Origin of the sequence: Sorangium sp. So ce834 (assembly GCF_051521425.1) — a bacterium.
GTDB classification, from domain to species: domain Bacteria; phylum Myxococcota_A; class Polyangia; order Polyangiales; family Polyangiaceae; genus Sorangium; species Sorangium cellulosum_D.
In genome coordinates, this window is sequence record NZ_CP150351.1 from 13,273,127 (window position 1) to 13,289,065 (window position 15,939).

Below are 15,939 nucleotides of genomic sequence, written 5' to 3' on the forward strand. Positions count from 1 at the left end.
GACCAGCGGCGCCCTGTAGCGGGGGCTCATCGCTTCTGGCATGGTCGCCGCCATGCTCGTCCGCAGTGCTCTCCCCTCGGTTCGACGCGGCCCGCAGCGCGAGGCAGGCCGCCTGTGCGGCGCCGCGCTCCGCCGCCGCGCGCCGGCGCTGCTCGGCGCCGCGCTCGCGCTGCTGCTCGGGTGCTCCGGCGCCGCGCAGGCCCCCGCCGCGCGGCCGGCGCGCGTCGTGAAGACGCCGCCCGCGCAGCCGAAGGCGCCGGAGGGGCCGCCGCTCCTGCCGGCCCAGGTGGTCGCGGAGCTCGAGGACGAGGACGCGACGCCCTACTTCGCCCGGCGCGGCGACGAGGCGCTCCTGCTCTACGCGGCGGGCGGCAGGTGGAGGACCCGCGTCATCGGCGCGGACGGCGCGCCGCGGGGGGACGTCGTCGACGCCGGGCCGGCCGCCGCCGACGTGCCCGTCGCCGCGCTCCGCGCCGGGCCGCAGGGCTACATCGCCGCGTGGATCGAGCAGATCGGGGGGAGCCGCGCGGTGCGCGCGCTCGCGCTCGACCCGGCCGGCAAGCCGATCGCCCCGGCGAGCCCGGTCGCGCAGACGGCCGAGGAGATCACGTGGCTCGACGTGCTCCCGAACGCGAAGGGGGCGCTCGTGCTGTGGGAGATGCCGCGTGAAGACCGCGTGGACGTGGTCATGACGGTCCTCGCGCAGGACAAGGGCGCCGCGATCAAGCCGACGGCGCCAGCGTCGGTCGCGCGCGGGGTGCTCGGGTGGAACGCGGTCGCCACCGAGCGCGGCGCGGCGGTCGCCCTCGTGCTCCCGCCGGCCGCGCCGCCGCCCAGGGCCCAGGGCAAGGCCGCGCGCAAGGCGGACGCGGAGGACGCCGCCGACGCCGCGAAGCTCGGCTCCATCTCGCTCCTGGAGATCGACGCGGCCGGGAAGGTCTCGGCGCCTGTGGCCGTCAGCCCCGAGCCGACCGCGCAGATCGATCTCGAGATCGCCGAGGTCGGCGGGCGCTACCTGCTCACCTGGACCGACGAGCGGGACATCGACAGCGCCGTGTACCTCGCGGCGGCCGAGCCGGGCGGCAAGGTGGTCGTCGCGCCGCGGCAGGCGACGCCGCCGTCCGGCGAGCAGGCGCTCGTGTCGCTCGTCGCGCCGCCCGCCGGGGCGGGCGGCCGGGCGCTGCTCGCGTGGGAGGACGTCTTGCGCCCCCGCGGCGGCGAGCGCGACGGCGGCGTGGAGGCCGGCGGGGCGGGACGCCTCATCCACCTCGCGTCGGTCGGACCGGACGGCGCGCTCGGCGCGGAGCGGGCGGCGCTCGTCTTCAGCGCGAGCGGGCCGCCGGACATCACGGCCGACGGCGACGGCTTCGCCGCGGTGACGCTCGCGCCGGCGACGCTCAAGGCCGCCCGCGACGCGGCGGCCGCGCCGCCGATCTGGCCGACGTTCGTGCGCTTCGGCCCGGATCTCTCGGTGCGAGCGGCGGAGCCGGTGCGCGCCGCGCCGTTCGCGGCGACGGGCGGCGTGCCGTACCTCGTGCGCGGCCTGAGCTGCCACAAGGGCGCGTGCGCGACGCTGGCGAGCGCGGCGGCCGGGGCCGGCGCGCAGCAGGGCGGCGCGCAGCAGGGCGGCGCGCAGCAGGGCGGCGCGGCGAAGGCGGTGGGCGCCCGGGCGCCGCTCGCGCTCGTGTCGCTGCCGGTGCGGGAGAGCGCGTGGCGCGCGCCCGCGTTCCGGGAGGACCGGGATCCGCCGCCGCGCGCGACCGCGGTGCGCGCGCTCGCCGAGGGCGACCCGCTCGCCAAGGTGGCGGCGACCGAGCTCGACGGCGGCGCGGCGCTCGCGGCGTGGGTCACGTACTTCGTGGAGGGCGCGTCGGACGGCGCGCCCCGCGGGCAGGACCTGTCGGCGACGCTGGCGGTGCGCGCCGCGTCCCCGGGCGGCCTCGGCAAGCTGAACGTCCTCTCGCAGAAGGCGTCGTCGCTCGGCGGCGTCGCCATCGCGACGGCGCCGCCGGCCCCGGCCGATCCGAAGGGCAAGGGCGGCGCGGCGCAGGGCGAGAGCGTGATCGCGTGGGTCGCGCGCGAGCGGGGCGAGACGCAGGTCTACGTGACCAAGGTCGACGCGACCGGCGCGAAGATCGCGCAGAAGAAGCTCACCACGGCGCCGCGGAAGAAGCCGGGCGGCGCGGCGAGCGAGGCGTCCGACGTGGCGATCGCCTACGACGGCGCGGGCGGCTTCATCGTCGCGTGGGTGGACACGCGCGACGGCAACGCCGAGGTGTACGCGGCGCGGGTGGATCGCGCGCTGAACCGGACGGCGCCGGACCGGCGCATCACGAACGCGCCGCTCGACGCGGCCGAGGTGCAGATCGCGGTGCGCGGCCAGGAGGCGTGGCTCGTCTGGTCGGACGCGCGGCCGGCGGGCGCCGCCGCCAGCGCGGCGGGCGGCGAGGCGACCGGCGACGTGTTCTTCGCGCGGCTCGACGCGAAGACGCTGCAGCGGATCGGCGACGAGACGCGGCTCCACGCGTCGCCCGAGCACTCGCGCAGCCCGGTGCTCGCGCCGCACGAGGGCGGGGCCCTCGTCGGCTGGGTCGACGAGCCGGGAGGCGACGACGCGGCGGCCGGCGCGGGCGCTGCGTCCGGCGGCGGCGGCGCGGCGGCCGGCGGGACGGGCGGGCGCGCGCGGCTCGTGCGGCTCGACGACGGCGGCGCGATGCAGGGGCCGCCGGTGACGATCGAGGGTCCGGACGGCACCTCCGTGTCGTCGATCGCGCTCGCGTGCGACAAGGTCTGCCGCGGCGTGCTCGCGTCGGCGCCGGGGGACTCGGTGGCGCTGAGCGCCTTCACGCTGGCGCCCGGCGAGGCGGCGGCGTCGCCCCTGAAGCCGCTGGCGTGGCTGACGGGCAGCGCGTCGCGGGACGTGTCGCCGACGCTCGCGGGGCGGTCCGGCGCGTCGCTGTTCTTCGCGGACGACGCGGTGAGCGGCTCGGGGCGGGTCCGGTGGATGACGATCGCATGGCCGTGAGCGGCGCGGGTCGGGCTCGCCCGGGGCGCGCGGCGCCGGCGCGCGCGGGCGCGCTCGTCGTGGGGGCGCTGGCCTCGGCGCTCGGCTGCCCCGGGCCGCCGGAGGTGCCGGCGCCGCCGTCGCGCCGGCCCGATGGCGCGGCGGTCCTGCCGGCCTGCAAGGGCAGCGGCTGCTCGCAGGCCGGGGCGCTGCTCGAGGCCGCGCGGGCGTTCAGCGACGTGCGGCACGACTACCTGCTCGACACCTCGAGCGCGATGGTGCCGGGGCGCGGGCTGTCGCGGAGCGCGGCGGGGGTGTTCTCGCCGGTCGGCGTCGCCTGCGCCCAGCCGAAGGCGGCGACGGGGGCGCTGGCGACCGCGGGGGCGGCGGCGGTCGCGGGCGCGACGGCGGCGCCGGGCGCGACGGCGGCGCCGGGCGCCACGCCGGCGCCGGGCGCGACGGCCTCCGCGGCGGCGCAGGGCCGGCCCGCGCCTGGCGAGGGCGAGCGCGCGATCGACTTCCGCTACGTCGGCATCGCCGTCGACTCGGTCCTCGTCGGGGCCGACGTCGACTTGCCGGCGTATTTCAGCGCCGGCGGGACGCTCGACAAGCGCCGGCTGCGGCTGGTCGCGATGGCGCTCGTCGCGGACGAGGACCCGCAGTTCTTCGAGCCGACCGAGAGCGTCGTGCCGGCGCCGGGCGGCGGCTGCGCCTGCGGTCGCGCCACGCACTTCATCGGGGCGGTGAAGCGCGGCGCGATGGTCGCCTACGAGACGGACGTGACCGCCGGCGAGGCGCACGGCACGGCGATCGGCCTGTTCAAGGCCCGGATCGAGGCGGGGGATCGCCGCGTCACGATGACCTCGGTCGGGGAGCTGGCCGTCGAGGGCGTCGAGGGCGCGCCGGTGGCCGGCGCGAAGGGCGGCGGGCAGGCGTTCGGCGCGCTGCGCCTCGACGTGAAGAAGGCGGTGCCGCTGGCGTACGCGATCTACCCGGTGGCGGACGTGTGCCGTTTCTCGCTCGCCGAGCCGGAGATCGCGCCGCAGCCGGTCGATCTCGGCGTGGTGCCGTACGGCGCCACCGGGACGGCGCAGGCGCTCATCACGAACCGGGCGCAGGTCGACATCCGGGTGACGCACGGCGAGCGCACCGTCGAGGTGCCCGCGCACGGCAGCGCGGAGCTCACGTTCTCGTGGGCGCCCGAGGGCGCGACGGCCGGCTGCGAGCGGCAGACGCGGCGCGAAACCTTCGTCGTGCAGCCGAAGGACGCGGCCTCCCCGGTGGTGCCGCGCGAGCGCGCGGTCGTGGTGCCGCTCCAGGTCACGACGGGGATGCCGACCTTCTCGAAGCACGAGCCGATCGCGACCGAGACCGGGCGGTCGCCGGACTACGGGCGTGCGAGCGTCGACTGGACGTGCCCGGCCGGGTACGTGGTGGAGCAGTGCGAGCCGCAGCTGTCGAGCTGTCTGTCGTCGACGGGGAGCTGCAACGCGGAAGGCTACCGGCTGACGGCCGAGGCGAGCGCGGACGGGCGCGGGTGCGCGTTCCGGTGCACGGGGCCGAGCTCCTCGATCTGGGGCGACCACGGGTGCGCCTACACGGCGGCGATGGTGTGCCGGCTGGGGTGCAAGTAGGGGCGGGAAGCGAGCGGCGCTGGTTTCTCAAGTGCGCCGGGCTCGGCCGGATGTCGTGGAGGACGTCCGGGGGAGTGCTTGGCGGGGCGAGCTCGCGCCGACCGATCCATCGACTCGGGGCACGCCGGTGGCATCGCGCCCTCCATCGTCACCAGAGCCGGCGAATGCCATACTGATCGAAGACCGTCTCGTTCGTAACCAGCGGGACATCGAGCGAGAGCGCCTGCGCGATGAGCATGCGGTCGAAAGGGTCCTTGTGTGGCCCTGGCAAGCTCCCGGCGCGCTGCCCATCCGAGACCGAGATGCTGAGAGGCGTGAACCCCTGCCTTTTCAAGCAGTCCAGGATATCTGCAGCGACATCGAGAGCTCCGGGGAGCTTTCCGATCCTCGCTTTCGTGGCGATTTCCCAGGCGCTTGCCGCGCTCACCAAGACTTCATTGTTTTCATCGGCGAGAAAGGCCCGCGCCGGGAGTGAAAGGCGTTCGTCACCGTCGAGCCACCAGAGCAGCGCGTGAGTATCCAGCAGGGCGCGCACCTCACTGCCCCCATGCAGCGAGCTCATCGTCTGGTAGCGGCTCGAAGAAGGCCGCGTCAACCTTCGCACGACCGCGCATGCTGCCGAACACGCGCGCCGGCGCAGGGGCGTTTACTGGGACGAGGCGAACCACCGGCTCGCTGCCACGGGAGATCACGATCTCCTCGCCGGCGCACGCTTCCTCGATGAGGCGCGAGAGGTGGGTCTTGGCGGTATGGATGGTGACTTGCTTCACCCGGGATCCCCTTGAGCTCGGCCGGCGGTGCGAGTGTGGACTAAGATGTTAGTCCATGTCGATAAGCGGGGCAACCCCTGCGCTCGTTTCGCGAAGAGCGCCCGACCAGAACCGGGCCGGCCACGGCGTCCGGGAAGTCCCTGGGGCTTGGCCGGAGGTGGTGGAGGACGTCGCGGGAAGTGCCGGGGCTTGGCCGGAGGTGGTGGAGGACGTCGCGGGAAGTGCCCGGGGCTTGGCCGGAGGTGGTGGAGGACGTCGCGGGAAGTGCCCGGGGCTTGGCCGGAGGGTGGTAAATGAGCGTTCCGGGGAGGCTGCGCTGCTGCGCACCGTGCTCAGGACATCAGGAGGACGCATGTCGCCAGCATCCACGCCGCGCAGATTCGGTCGCGCCACGGCCGCCATCCTCTTCATCGGGCTGGCTTCGTGCCGGACCGGAGGCACCAAGGCGTGCACGGAGGCCGCTTGCGGCGACGAGCTCGAAATCCAGTTCGAGCCCGCGCTCGTCGCGACCGGTCGCTATCATTTCAGGATCGATGTGGACGGCGTGACGCGGCGCTGCTCTGCATCCCTGCCCAGCTCCGGCCACCAGGAGATCATGACCGAGTGCACCATCCGTGAGGGGAAGGGCTCCCTGACGGCCGTCACGGTCCCCGGCGTGCGACCGAAGGTCGTCGCTCTCCACGTGGTGCGTGACCAGGCGATCCTCATGGATACCCGCGTGGCGCCGTTCTACGACGTCGAGCGACCCAACGGTCCGGATTGCTCACCCGAGTGCTCGGTTGCTCGTGTCACGGTGGAGATCAAAGAGCCGGCTCCGGGAGTCCATCGATGACACGAGCCGGGCAACGGGCCGGGCTCACGGCCTGAGCCGCCGCGAAGCTCGGCTGCTCCGAAGCCGCAGGCTCCGGCGTCGACGACGTACCCGCGTCGCCTGGCGTGTCGCTGTGGCAAACTGCCTCGCCGTCGCGGCCCGCGCGGCATGGCCGGTGGCCTGCAAATGCTATATTTGCCGCCATCCATGCTCGACAAGCTCGACGTCGCCCGGGCCCTCCGCGAGACGGCCATGCTCCTCCAGATCAAGGGAGAGAACCCCTACCGCGCGCGCGCCTACGAGGCCGGCGCCGAGGCCCTGGAGGAGCTCACGGACGACCTCGGCGAGCTCGTCAAGGCCAGGCGCCTGACCGAGCTCAGGGGCATCGGCGCGGCGCTCGCCGCCCAGATCGCCGAGCTCTACGAGACCGGGCGCTCCGAGCAGCTCGAGCAGCTCCGCGCCGAGCTGCCCCCCGGCGTCCTCGAGCTCTCCCAGGTGCCGGGGATGAGCCTCAAGCGGATCAAGGCGCTCCACGACGCGCTCGGCGTCGGCAGCGTCGAGGAGCTCAAGAGGGCCTGTCTCACCGGGAAGGTCCGCGCCGTGAAGGGCTTCGGCGCCAAGACCGAGGCGAGCCTGCTCGAGGGGATCTACCGCTACGAGACGCGCGACGAGCGCGTCCTCCTCGTGGACGCCCTCGAGCTCGCCGAGCCGCTCCTCGCCCACGTGCGCGGGTGCGAGGCCGCCGAGCAGGCCGACCTCGCCGGGGCGATCCGGCGGTGGGAAGAGACGGTGGCCGACGTCGACGTCGTGGCCGCGACCGACGACGCCGCGCAGGTGGTCGACTGGTTCGCCCGGTTCCCGCGCGTCGCCGAGGTCGAGGCGCGCGACGACGCGCGGTGCAAGGTGACGTTCTCGGGCGGACTCCGGGGCGAGCTCCTCTGCGTGCCGCCCCGGTACTACGCCGCCGCGCTCCACCACAGGACCGGAGCGCCCGCGTACCTCTCGGCGCTCGGCGCGCTCGCGCGCGAGCTCGGGCTCACCCTCGACGAGCGAGGCCTCCTCCGGGGCAACAAACGCCTCTCCGCCAAGACGGAGGAAGAGCTCTACCGGCACCTCGGCCTCCCGTACATCGCGCCCGAGCTCCGCGAGGGCGCCGAGGACATCGTGTCCGCCGCGTCCCGCGACGGCCGCGACGACGCGCTCGTCGAGGAGGGGGACATCCAGGGGATGGTGCACTGCCACACGGTGTACTCCGACGGCAAGAACACGATCGAGGAGATGGCGCTGGAGGCCGAGGCGATGGGGATGAAATACCTCACCATCACCGATCACTCGCCCGCCGCCCACTACGCGGGCGGCGTCGGCCTCGACCGGCTCAAGCAGCAATGGGACGAGATCGACCGCGTGCAGGAGCGCGTGCGCGTGAAGCTCCTCCGGGGCACGGAGTCCGATATCCTCGAGTCGGGCAAGCTCGATTATCCGGACGCGATCCTCGAGCAATTCGACGTGATCATCGCGAGCATCCACTCGCGCATGAAGATGGACGCGGACCAGATGACGCGCAGGCTGGTGAGCGCGATGAAGCAGCCGGTCTTCAAGATCTGGGGGCACGCGCTCGGCCGGCTCATCCAGCGGCGCGAGCCGTTCGCGTGCCACGTCGAGGAGGTGCTCGACGCCGTGGCCGAGTCGAGGGCCGCCGTCGAGGTGAACGGAGACCCGTATCGCCTCGACATGGAGCCCCGGTGGATCAAGGAGGCGCGCAAGCGCGGTATCCGCTTCGTGATCTCGACGGACGCCCACTCGACGAACGCGCTCCACAACCTGCGCTTCGGCGTGGGGACCGCGCGGCGCGGCGGCCTCCGCCGGGGCGAGGTGCTGAACGCGCTCGGCCCGGCCGCGTTCAAGAAGGCCGTGCGGCCCGCCGCCTGACGCGCGCGGCCCGGGCGATGTCGGGCCCGCGCGCGACCCCCCATGCCGATGCCGCGGCTGACGCCCGGGACGAGCGCCGCGATCCCCGGCAGCGGTCGATCGATGAGAAGCACTCTTTCCTTTGTGGCGCCGTGCGCTCCGCCGCGCGACCGGCGCGTCACAAAGGACAATCCATCATAACGGACCTTTGTCCGTTTTCCAAGCCTGCCCGCGTTGACGCGCGCGTCATCACCACCTGCGCGCCGAGCACCTCGACAGACGGTGCGCGCCGTGTGACCGTTGAGCGGTGATGACGCCGATGCCGATCCCTCCGCCCGCCGAGAACATCGTCTCTCTCATCGGCCGCACCCCGATGATCCAGGTCACTCAGCTCGACACCGGCCCGTGCGAGCTCTTTCTCAAGCTGGAGAGCCAGAACCCCGGCGGCAGCATCAAGGATCGCATCGGCCTGTCGATGATCGAGGCGGCCGAGCGCGCCGGGCAGCTCGGCGGCGACCGGCGGCACGTCGTCGAGGCGACGGCGGGCAACACGGGCCTCGGCCTCGCGCTCGTGGCGGCGCGGAAGGGCTACCGGCTGACGCTCGTCATCCCCGACAAGATGAGCCAGGAGAAGGTCTTTCACCTGAAGGCGCTCGGCGCGCAGGTGGTGATGACGCGCTCCGACGTCGAGAAGGGCCACCCGAGCTACTACCAGGATCTCGCGGCCCGCATCGCGCGCGAAGAGGGCGCGTTCTACGTGAACCAGTTCGAGAACCCCGCCAACGCGCTCGCGCACGAGACCGGGACCGGCCCGGAGATCGACGCGCAGCTCGATCGCAGGATCGACGCGATGGTGTGCGGCGTCGGCTCCGGCGGCACCATGACCGGGCTCTCGCGCTACTTCGCGGCGGCGCAGCCGCGCTGCGAGATGGTGCTCGCCGACCCGGAGGGCTCGGTGCTCGCGGGCTACGTCAAGACCGGCAACCTCGGCAAGGCGGGCTCCTGGCTCGTCGAGGGCATCGGCGAGGACTTCCTCCCCCCGATCCTCGACCTCTCCCGGGTCAAGCACGCGTACACCATCTCCGACCGAGAGAGCCTGGAGACGGCCCGGCTGCTCCTCTCCAAGACGGGCATCCTCGCCGGCTCGTCGTCGGGGACGCTCCTCGCGGCGGCGCTGCGCTACTGCCGCGAGCAGTCGTCGCCCAAGCGCGTCTGCACGCTCGTGTGCGACAGCGGCAACAAGTACCTGTCGAAGATGTACAACGATTTCTGGATGGCCGATCAGGGCTTCACGGACCGCGAGCCGACAGGCGATCTGCGCGACGTGATCACGCGCCGCCACGCCGACAGGGCCGTGGTCACGGTGCAGCGGACGGACGCGCTCCTGGTCGCCTATGCGCGGATGAAGCTCTACGACGTGTCGCAGCTCCCGGTCCTCGAGGACGGCAAGATCGTCGGCCTCGTGGACGAGTCGGACCTCCTCCTCGCGGCCGTCGACGACGTGTCGCGCTTCCGGCAGCCGGTGGAGACGGCGATGACGACGCGGCTCCGGACGGTCGACGTGCGGACGCCGATTCGAGATCTCCTCCCGATGTTCGACGCGGGGCTCGTGCCGATCGTGACCGACGGCGACGAGTTCGTCGGGCTCGTCACCCGCATCGATCTGCTCAACTACCTGCGACGCCGGGTGAAGCTGCACGAGGTCTGAGCCGGGCGCGGGCCCGCCCGCGCGCCTTGTGGCGGGGGCTGGCTCGTGGTGACATGCGCGCCATGCACAAGGCGCACGGAACGGGCGTGGTCGGCTTCCTTCAAGCGGGTGCGAGGGGGGCGGCGGCGTACGCGCTGGGCCCTGCGGCGCTCGCCCTCTCGGCGTGCGCGTCGGCCGCGGCGTCGCCGCCCGCCGCGGCGCCGCCGCCCGCGGCGCACGAGGGCGGGGCGGCGCCGTCGCCCGCGTCGCAGGCCGCGCCCGCGGTCCTCGACGTCGCCACGGCGCGGGTGGTCGACCTGACGCACCCGATCACGCCGCAGATGCCGCTGTTCCCCGGCAACAAGCCCTATGCGTCGGAGACGCTCAGCACCGTCGAGAAGGACGCGTATTACTCGAGCCGGTTCGCGATGGACGAGCACGCGGGCACGCACGTGGACGCGCCGGCGCACTTCAAGGCCGGGGCGCCGACCATCGAGCAGATCGCGCCGGAGCAGCTCGTGGGGCCGGCGGCGGTCGTGGACGTGACGGCGAAGGTCGCGGCGAGCCCCGACCATCAGGTCACCGTGGACGATCTCCGGGGCTGGGAGGCGCGGCACGGGGCGCTCGGCGCGAAGCACATCGTGCTGATCCGGACCGGGTGGGGGGCGCGCTGGTCCGATCCGGTGAAGTACCTGAACCAGGACGCGAAGGGCGTGATGCACTTTCCCGGGGTCTCCGTGGAGGCGAGCCGCTATCTGCGCGAGCGGGGCGTGCGGTGCGTGGGCATCGACACGCTGTCGACCGATCCGGGGCCGAGCCAGACGTTCGAGCAGCACAAGGCGTTCCTCGGCGCGGGCGGCTACCACATCGAGAACCTGGCCAACCTGGAGCAGCTCCCCGAGGCCGGCGCGGTCGTGGTGGTCGCGCCGCTCCCGCTCGCGAGCGGCAGCGGCGCGCCGGCCCGGGTGCTGGCGCTGGTGCCGCCGGGGGCCGGCGGCCAGGGCGAGTAGGCCGCGATCGACGGTCCGAGCCGCGCTGTCGACGGGGACCTCGAGGCGCTCTAAGGAAGGAAGACGGTGATCACCCGCGTGGTCGATTCCGGGCTTCCGGTGAGGTGGTTGACGCAGCTCGGGTAGTACATCCCGCGCGTGTTGAGCTGCTGGCAGTAGCTGTCGCACGTCCCGCGGATGCTGATCATCCCGCATGGCTGCGCGGCGCCGCCGGCGTCGAGGTGGCCGGCGGCGCACTCTCGGGCCAGCGACCGCGCGTGGTCGCGGTTGGCCGCGTTGTAGCAAGCGTTCAGGTAAGGAGTGGAGGCGAAGAGGTTGCCCCAGAACGCGCCTTCCATGCGCGTGTAGCTCGAGAGCTCGGGGGTGTCGGTCTTGTCGATGGCCCAATGGCCGGCTCGTGAGGAGATCGTCACCGAGACGCCGTACCAGTTCGTCCGCGACGCGAGGCACGCCGAGATCCACTGCTGGTCGACGTGGCCGAGCGGCTTGCCGATCCAGCTCGGCACGAGGCCGATGAGCCCCCAGTACACCTCATGACGGACCGTGCCAGTGCCGTCGGTCCACGAGAAGCTGAACGACTGCGCGGGGGTGAGCGCACAGCCGACCACATAGCTGAGGAGCTGGCGCGACAGGTCGCCCGCCGCGCCCGGATCCTGGATCGCGCTCAGGGCCGCTGGGCTGAGCGCGCCGGGGCTGAGGGCGTTGGAGCTCAACGCGTTGGGGTTGAGCGCGTTCGGATTGAGCGCATTTGGGTTGAGCGCGTTTGGGTTGAGCGCATTGACGTACTCAAGCGCATTAGGGGCAATTCCTACGAGTCCCTCCTCCTCTTCCTGGTCCGTGACGCAGGACACAAGAAATACGAGCGCCAGCGCTGCGAAATCAGCGGTGCTGATCCGGTACATCGTCGTCCCCCCGGGTTCGTCCCTTCGCGGTCTCGTCGAAGGTCGAATTCTTTCTACCGGTGAATCGCCATCGGTGTCCAGTGCTCAATGGAGCGTCTGTGTAAAATTGTTGAATCGATGATTGCGAGTCTGCTCTGTCCGGAGCGTGGAGGGCGAGCGCGAGGCTGTGTCTTGTTGCCGAGCGCCGCCGCTCATCGCACCTCGTATCGAATCGAACGAAGCGAGCGAAGAGCGATTGATGATCGAAATCTCACAATCAATGAAGGCCTGACAGAACGAGGGCGAGCGGCCTGTGTGCCGCTGCCACGCGCTGTGCGACGGCGTGCGCGCATGGCCGGGTCGGCAGCGGCGCGTGATGGCAAGATTCCGACGGGAGGGCGGGAAGGGAAACGATGAGGCGCGGGGATCGGTCGCGAGGACGCGCGCCGGGCGGCTCGAGCCCAGCTCACCTCGTGCGGCCCGCGGGCGCGGCGAGCGCGACGGGGCCTCGGCGCGCTCGTTGCGAGCCGGCCGCCGGGCCATGTCGACGAGCAGCGAGGAGACCCGGGGATACGACGTGATCATCGTCGGCGGAGGGCCGGCCGGCCTCAGCGCGGCGCTCATCCTGGGCCGGTGCCGGAGGCGCGTCCTCGTGTGCGACTCGGGGCGGTACCGCAACGACGCAGCGCTCGCCATGCACGGCTTCCTGTCGCGCGACGGCATCGCGCCGTCCGAGCTCAGGCGGCTGGGGCGCGAGCAGATCGAGCCCTACGGCGTCGAGATCCGGGACGTGGCCGTCGCCGACGTCCGCCGCGACGCGAGGCGGTTCGAGGTGACGCTGGAGGGCGGCGAGCGCCTGCGCTGCCGCAAGCTGCTGCTCGCCACGGGGCTCGTCGACCGGCTGCCGGATCTCCCGGGCCTTCCCGCCATGTACGGAAAGAGCGTGCACCACTGCCCCTACTGCGATGGCTGGGAAGCGCGCGATCGACCGATAGGCGTCTATGGACAGGGCTGTACGGGGGTCTCGCTGGCCCTGAACATGAAGACGTGGAGCGATGATGTGATCCTGTTCACGGATGGTCCAGCGTCGCTGTCCAGGTCCGACGCGACACGGCTCGCGCGGCACGGGATCGGCGTGCGCGAGGAGCGGATCGCCCGGCTCGAGGGCGGGGACGGGATGCTCGAGCGCATCGTGCTCGAGGACGGAAGCGCCGTGGAGCGGCGCTCCCTCTTCCTGAAGACGAAGCAGGAGCAGGGGGCGGACCTTGCCGCGAAGCTCCGCTGCAAGGTCACCGAGGAGCGCGGCGTGGAGACGGCGGCCAAGCACGAGGAGACGACCCGCGAAGGCGTCTTCGTCGCCGGGGACGCGTCCAGGGACGTGCTGCTCGCCGTCGTGGCCGCCGCCGAGGGCGCCGACGCGGCGTTCGGGGTCAACTGCGCCCTGCAGGAGGAGGACCTCCTCTGAGCGGCTGGCGTCAATCGTCGCGGCCGCCCGGGCCGCGGCCGCGGCCGGGGTGCCCCGGCCCGCGCGGCGGCGGGCCGGGACGCCGGCGCCGCTCCGCATCGAGCTCCTCGTACCGCGTGAGCTGGTCGGGCGTGAGCACGCTCTTCACGCGGGCGTCGGTGCGGTCGCGGAGGGCGTCGAGCGCGGGGCGGCACTCGGAGAGGAGCCGGTCCCGCTCGGTCTCGGCGTCGGCCAGGGTGGCGCGGAGCTCGCGCACCTGGCGATCCGTGAGGTCGAGGTGGCGGCGCATCGCCCGGAGGCGGAACTGGGCGCGCGCCTCGGCCGGAGGGCCCCGGAGCGTGGCCTCGAGGTCGCGCAGGGCCATGCTGCGGCCGAGCGCCGCGCCGGCGACGCCGCCGAAGAGGAAGACGGCGGCGAGCACGGCCAGGGGCTTCCAGCGCGCAGGGGCTGCGGGCGGGGGCGCGGGGGGCGGGGGCGCGGGGGGCGGGGGCGCGGAGGAGGAAGGAGTCATTCGATCGCCTCGATGGCGTCCACGGAGGCCATGATCGCGCTGTCGACGTCGCGCTGCGTCTGCAGGAAGAAGAGGACGCTCGCGGCCGCCGCGAGGGCGGTGACGGCGATGGCGGCGCGACCGGAGCGGACGATGCCGTCGGCCATCGCGGGCCGCGCGGGCCGGGGCGCGGCCGTGGCGGCGCGGACGACGGCCTCGGTGAAGGCGGCGTCCGGCGCGAGATCGGCGGTGGCGGCCGCGATGCGGGCCAGCGGGTCGTCGGCCGCCGCGGCGGCGCGCAGCACGGCCTCGGTGAAGCGGTCGTCGGCGTCGAGGCGAGCGGTCGCGGCCGCGAGGCGCGCGAGCTCCCGATCGAGCTCGGTCCGGTCGTCGTCGCGGTCAGGCATGCGGCGCCTCCTCCTCGGCCCGTCGCGCGCGGAGCGCCGCGCGGGCGCGCACCAAACGTTGCTCGACGGCGCCCTCGGAGCAACCGAGCGCGGCCGCCGCCTCCTTCGCGGGCAGCCCCTCGACGGCGACGAGGACGAGCGCGGCGCGCTCCTGCGGCGGCAGCGCGGCGAGCAGGGCGTCGAGCTCGCGCAGCGCGACGCGCGCCTCGGCGGACACGAGGCCGTCGAAGCGCGGCTCGGTCGGCGCCTCGCGCGGGGTGTCGCGGCGGCGCCGGAGGGCGTCGAGGCAGGCGTTCGTCACGATGCGGTACAGCCAGGTCTCCACCTTCGATCTCCCGTCGTAGCGCCCTTCGCGCAGGGCGCGGTAGGCGTCGACGAACGCCTCCTGCAGGGCGTCCTCGGCCTCGGCGAGGTCGCCGACGAGGCGCGCGGCGAGGCGGTACATCGGCGCGCGCGTTTGCTCGACGATCTGCCGGAAGGCCGCGTCGTCGCCCCCGGCGACGCGCGCTGCGACGAGCCTCAGGTCGACGATCACGTGCCCCCGCGATTCTGCGCCCATCGCTCCGCGCGCGCCATCGGGACAAGCGCTCAGCGGCGCTCGAGGCCGCGCTCGCCGCGGAAGGGGCCGCGCTCGCCGCCGCGCTCGCCGCGGAAGGGGCCGCGCTCGCCGCGGAAGGGGCCGCGCTCGGGCCTGCCCGCGGCCGGGCCCTGCTCGAGGCGGTCGGCGAGCGCGTTGCGCTGCGCCTCGTCGAGGACCGGGGCGATCGCGGCCAGCGCGTCGACCATGCGGTCGAGGTGCGCCCGCGGGCCCACCTTCGCGTCCGCGGCGGGCAGGAGCGCGCTCGCGTCGAAGCGATCGGCGGCGAACGCCTCGAGCCGCGCGCGCATCTCGGCGCGCTTCGCCTCGTGATCCGCGGGCCGCGCGCTCCTGTCGGCGCCGCTCGGCCGCATCCCCTCGAGGGCCTTCTCGATCTGCGCGCGCTGGTCGTCGCGCAGGTCGAGCCCGCCGAGGAGGTGGCCCAGCGGACCGCCCTTCATGGCCGGACCACCCTTCATGCCCAGGCCGCCCTTCATGCCCGGGCCGCCCTTCATGCCCGGGCCGCCCTTCATGCCCGGGCCGCCCATCGCGCCGCGCTCGCCGTCCGGGCCGCGGTGGTGTCGACCGTCCCGCTCGCCGCGCGGGCCGCGCGGGCCCATCGCGCCGCGCTCGTCCATCTTCGCGGCGATCGCGTCGACGAGCTGCCGGCGCTGCTCCTTCGTGAGCGTGGCGTGCAGCGTGTTCAGCGCCCCGGCGACGCGGGCGCGGCGCTCCTCGTCCGCGCGGCCGGCGTCGGGCAGCTTCGCCTCGATCGCCGCCCGATCGATCTTGCCCGCGCGCACGCCCTCGGCGAGCGCCGCGAACGCGGCCCCGTCCCTCGGGCGCGCCGGCGCGCCGTCGCGCAGGCCCTCGAGGGCGCCCTCGATCGTCGCCTTCTGCGCGTCCGACAGGTCGAGCTCGTGGAGCGCGGCGCGCAGGAGGCGCTCCGGGCCGCCGCGGTGCTCGCCGAAGCCCTTCCGAGGACCGGCGGCCTCGCCGGGGCGGCCCCTCGACGGCCCCCGGGCGAGCGCCGCCTCGGCGGCCTCCTCGCTCGGCGACGTGTCGCTCTGGCCCGTCTCCGCGGTGCAACCGGCCCCAACGACGAGCGCGCCGACGAGCGGCAAGATCCCACCAAGCCTCCACCAACGAGACTGCATCATGGACTCTTCTCCTGGGTCGCCCGCATCGTGCCGAGCGGGTCGTTCGTCCGTGGGACGCCGCCGGGCAGGGGCTCCCTACGGAGGTCCGCTTTTTTTGGAGGCGGGCCCGGCAGCGAGCCCGGCGGCCGGCGGGGC

Annotated in this window: 14 protein-coding genes; 7 read left to right on the forward strand and 7 right to left on the reverse strand. The window is 74.0% G+C overall.

The window, feature by feature from the left end:
* Positions 1-52: 52 nt before the first annotated feature.
* Complete coding sequence (locus tag WMF20_RS48540) at positions 53-3,025, forward strand: hypothetical protein (protein ID WP_437608732.1); 2,973 nt, start codon at positions 53-55, stop codon at positions 3,023-3,025.
* Positions 3,022-4,638, forward strand: a complete 1,617-nt coding sequence (locus WMF20_RS48545) for a hypothetical protein (RefSeq protein ID WP_437608734.1) — start codon at positions 3,022-3,024, stop codon at positions 4,636-4,638. Before WMF20_RS48540 ends, WMF20_RS48545 begins: the two co-directional genes overlap by 4 nt.
* Before the next feature lie 148 nt (positions 4,639-4,786).
* Here WMF20_RS48545 and WMF20_RS48550 read toward each other — a convergent pair whose 3' ends face one another.
* Together WMF20_RS48550 and WMF20_RS48555 are read right to left on the reverse strand one after the other, a co-directional pair.
* Entirely contained in the window at positions 4,787-5,173 is a 387-nt protein-coding gene (locus WMF20_RS48550; RefSeq protein WP_437617244.1) for a type II toxin-antitoxin system VapC family toxin, read from the reverse strand.
* Between the two features lies 1 nt (position 5,174).
* A complete protein-coding gene (locus WMF20_RS48555) occupies positions 5,175-5,408 on the reverse strand; it encodes a type II toxin-antitoxin system Phd/YefM family antitoxin (RefSeq protein WP_061624609.1) in 234 nt (77 codons plus the stop codon).
* Positions 5,409-5,760: 352 nt separating this feature from the next.
* On the opposite strand from WMF20_RS48555, the gene WMF20_RS48560 reads away from it, so the two are divergent.
* The 4 genes from WMF20_RS48560 to WMF20_RS48575 all read left to right on the forward strand — a co-directional run bounded on the left by WMF20_RS48560 (position 5,761) and on the right by WMF20_RS48575 (position 10,824).
* Positions 5,761-6,240, forward strand: a complete 480-nt coding sequence (locus WMF20_RS48560; RefSeq protein WP_437608736.1) for a hypothetical protein — start codon at positions 5,761-5,763, stop codon at positions 6,238-6,240.
* Between the two features lie 186 nt (positions 6,241-6,426).
* Positions 6,427-8,148, forward strand: a complete 1,722-nt coding sequence (locus tag WMF20_RS48565; RefSeq protein WP_437608738.1) for a PHP domain-containing protein — start codon at positions 6,427-6,429, stop codon at positions 8,146-8,148.
* A 289-nt stretch (positions 8,149-8,437) separates the two neighbouring features.
* Positions 8,438-9,835: a pyridoxal-phosphate dependent enzyme gene (locus WMF20_RS48570; RefSeq protein ID WP_437608740.1), complete on the forward strand. Its 1,398-nt coding sequence runs from the start codon at positions 8,438-8,440 to the stop codon at positions 9,833-9,835.
* Positions 9,836-9,897: 62 nt separating this feature from the next.
* Complete coding sequence (locus WMF20_RS48575; RefSeq protein ID WP_437608742.1) at positions 9,898-10,824, forward strand: cyclase family protein; 927 nt, start codon at positions 9,898-9,900, stop codon at positions 10,822-10,824.
* A gap of 50 nt (positions 10,825-10,874) precedes the next feature.
* Here the strand turns inward: WMF20_RS48575 and WMF20_RS48580 are convergent, their stop codons facing one another.
* Positions 10,875-11,537 (reverse strand): hypothetical protein, encoded by a 663-nt coding sequence (locus WMF20_RS48580; RefSeq protein ID WP_437608744.1) that lies wholly within the window; start codon positions 11,535-11,537, stop codon positions 10,875-10,877.
* Positions 11,538-12,246: 709 nt separating this feature from the next.
* On the opposite strand from WMF20_RS48580, the gene WMF20_RS48585 reads away from it, so the two are divergent.
* Positions 12,247-13,170 carry an NAD(P)/FAD-dependent oxidoreductase gene (locus WMF20_RS48585; protein WP_437608746.1) on the forward strand — a complete coding sequence of 308 codons (924 nt, stop codon included), beginning with the start codon at positions 12,247-12,249 and terminating at the stop codon, positions 13,168-13,170.
* A gap of 10 nt (positions 13,171-13,180) precedes the next feature.
* Here the strand turns inward: WMF20_RS48585 and WMF20_RS48590 are convergent, their stop codons facing one another.
* The 4 genes from WMF20_RS48590 to WMF20_RS48605 are packed head-to-tail and all read right to left on the reverse strand — an operon-like array spanning position 13,181 to position 15,804.
* A complete protein-coding gene (locus WMF20_RS48590) occupies positions 13,181-13,681 on the reverse strand; it encodes a hypothetical protein (protein ID WP_437608748.1) in 501 nt (166 codons plus the stop codon).
* Positions 13,678-14,067 carry a hypothetical protein gene (locus tag WMF20_RS48595; RefSeq protein ID WP_437608750.1) on the reverse strand — a complete coding sequence of 130 codons (390 nt, stop codon included), beginning with the start codon at positions 14,065-14,067 and terminating at the stop codon, positions 13,678-13,680. The genes WMF20_RS48590 and WMF20_RS48595 overlap by 4 nt, the downstream gene beginning before the upstream one ends.
* Positions 14,060-14,626 (reverse strand): RNA polymerase sigma factor, encoded by a 567-nt coding sequence (locus tag WMF20_RS48600; RefSeq protein ID WP_437608752.1) that lies wholly within the window; start codon positions 14,624-14,626, stop codon positions 14,060-14,062. Before WMF20_RS48600 ends, WMF20_RS48595 begins: the two co-directional genes overlap by 8 nt.
* 29 nt (positions 14,627-14,655) lie before the next feature.
* Positions 14,656-15,804 carry a Spy/CpxP family protein refolding chaperone gene (locus tag WMF20_RS48605; protein ID WP_437608754.1) on the reverse strand — a complete coding sequence of 383 codons (1,149 nt, stop codon included), beginning with the start codon at positions 15,802-15,804 and terminating at the stop codon, positions 14,656-14,658.
* Between the last annotated feature and the right edge of the window lie 135 nt (positions 15,805-15,939).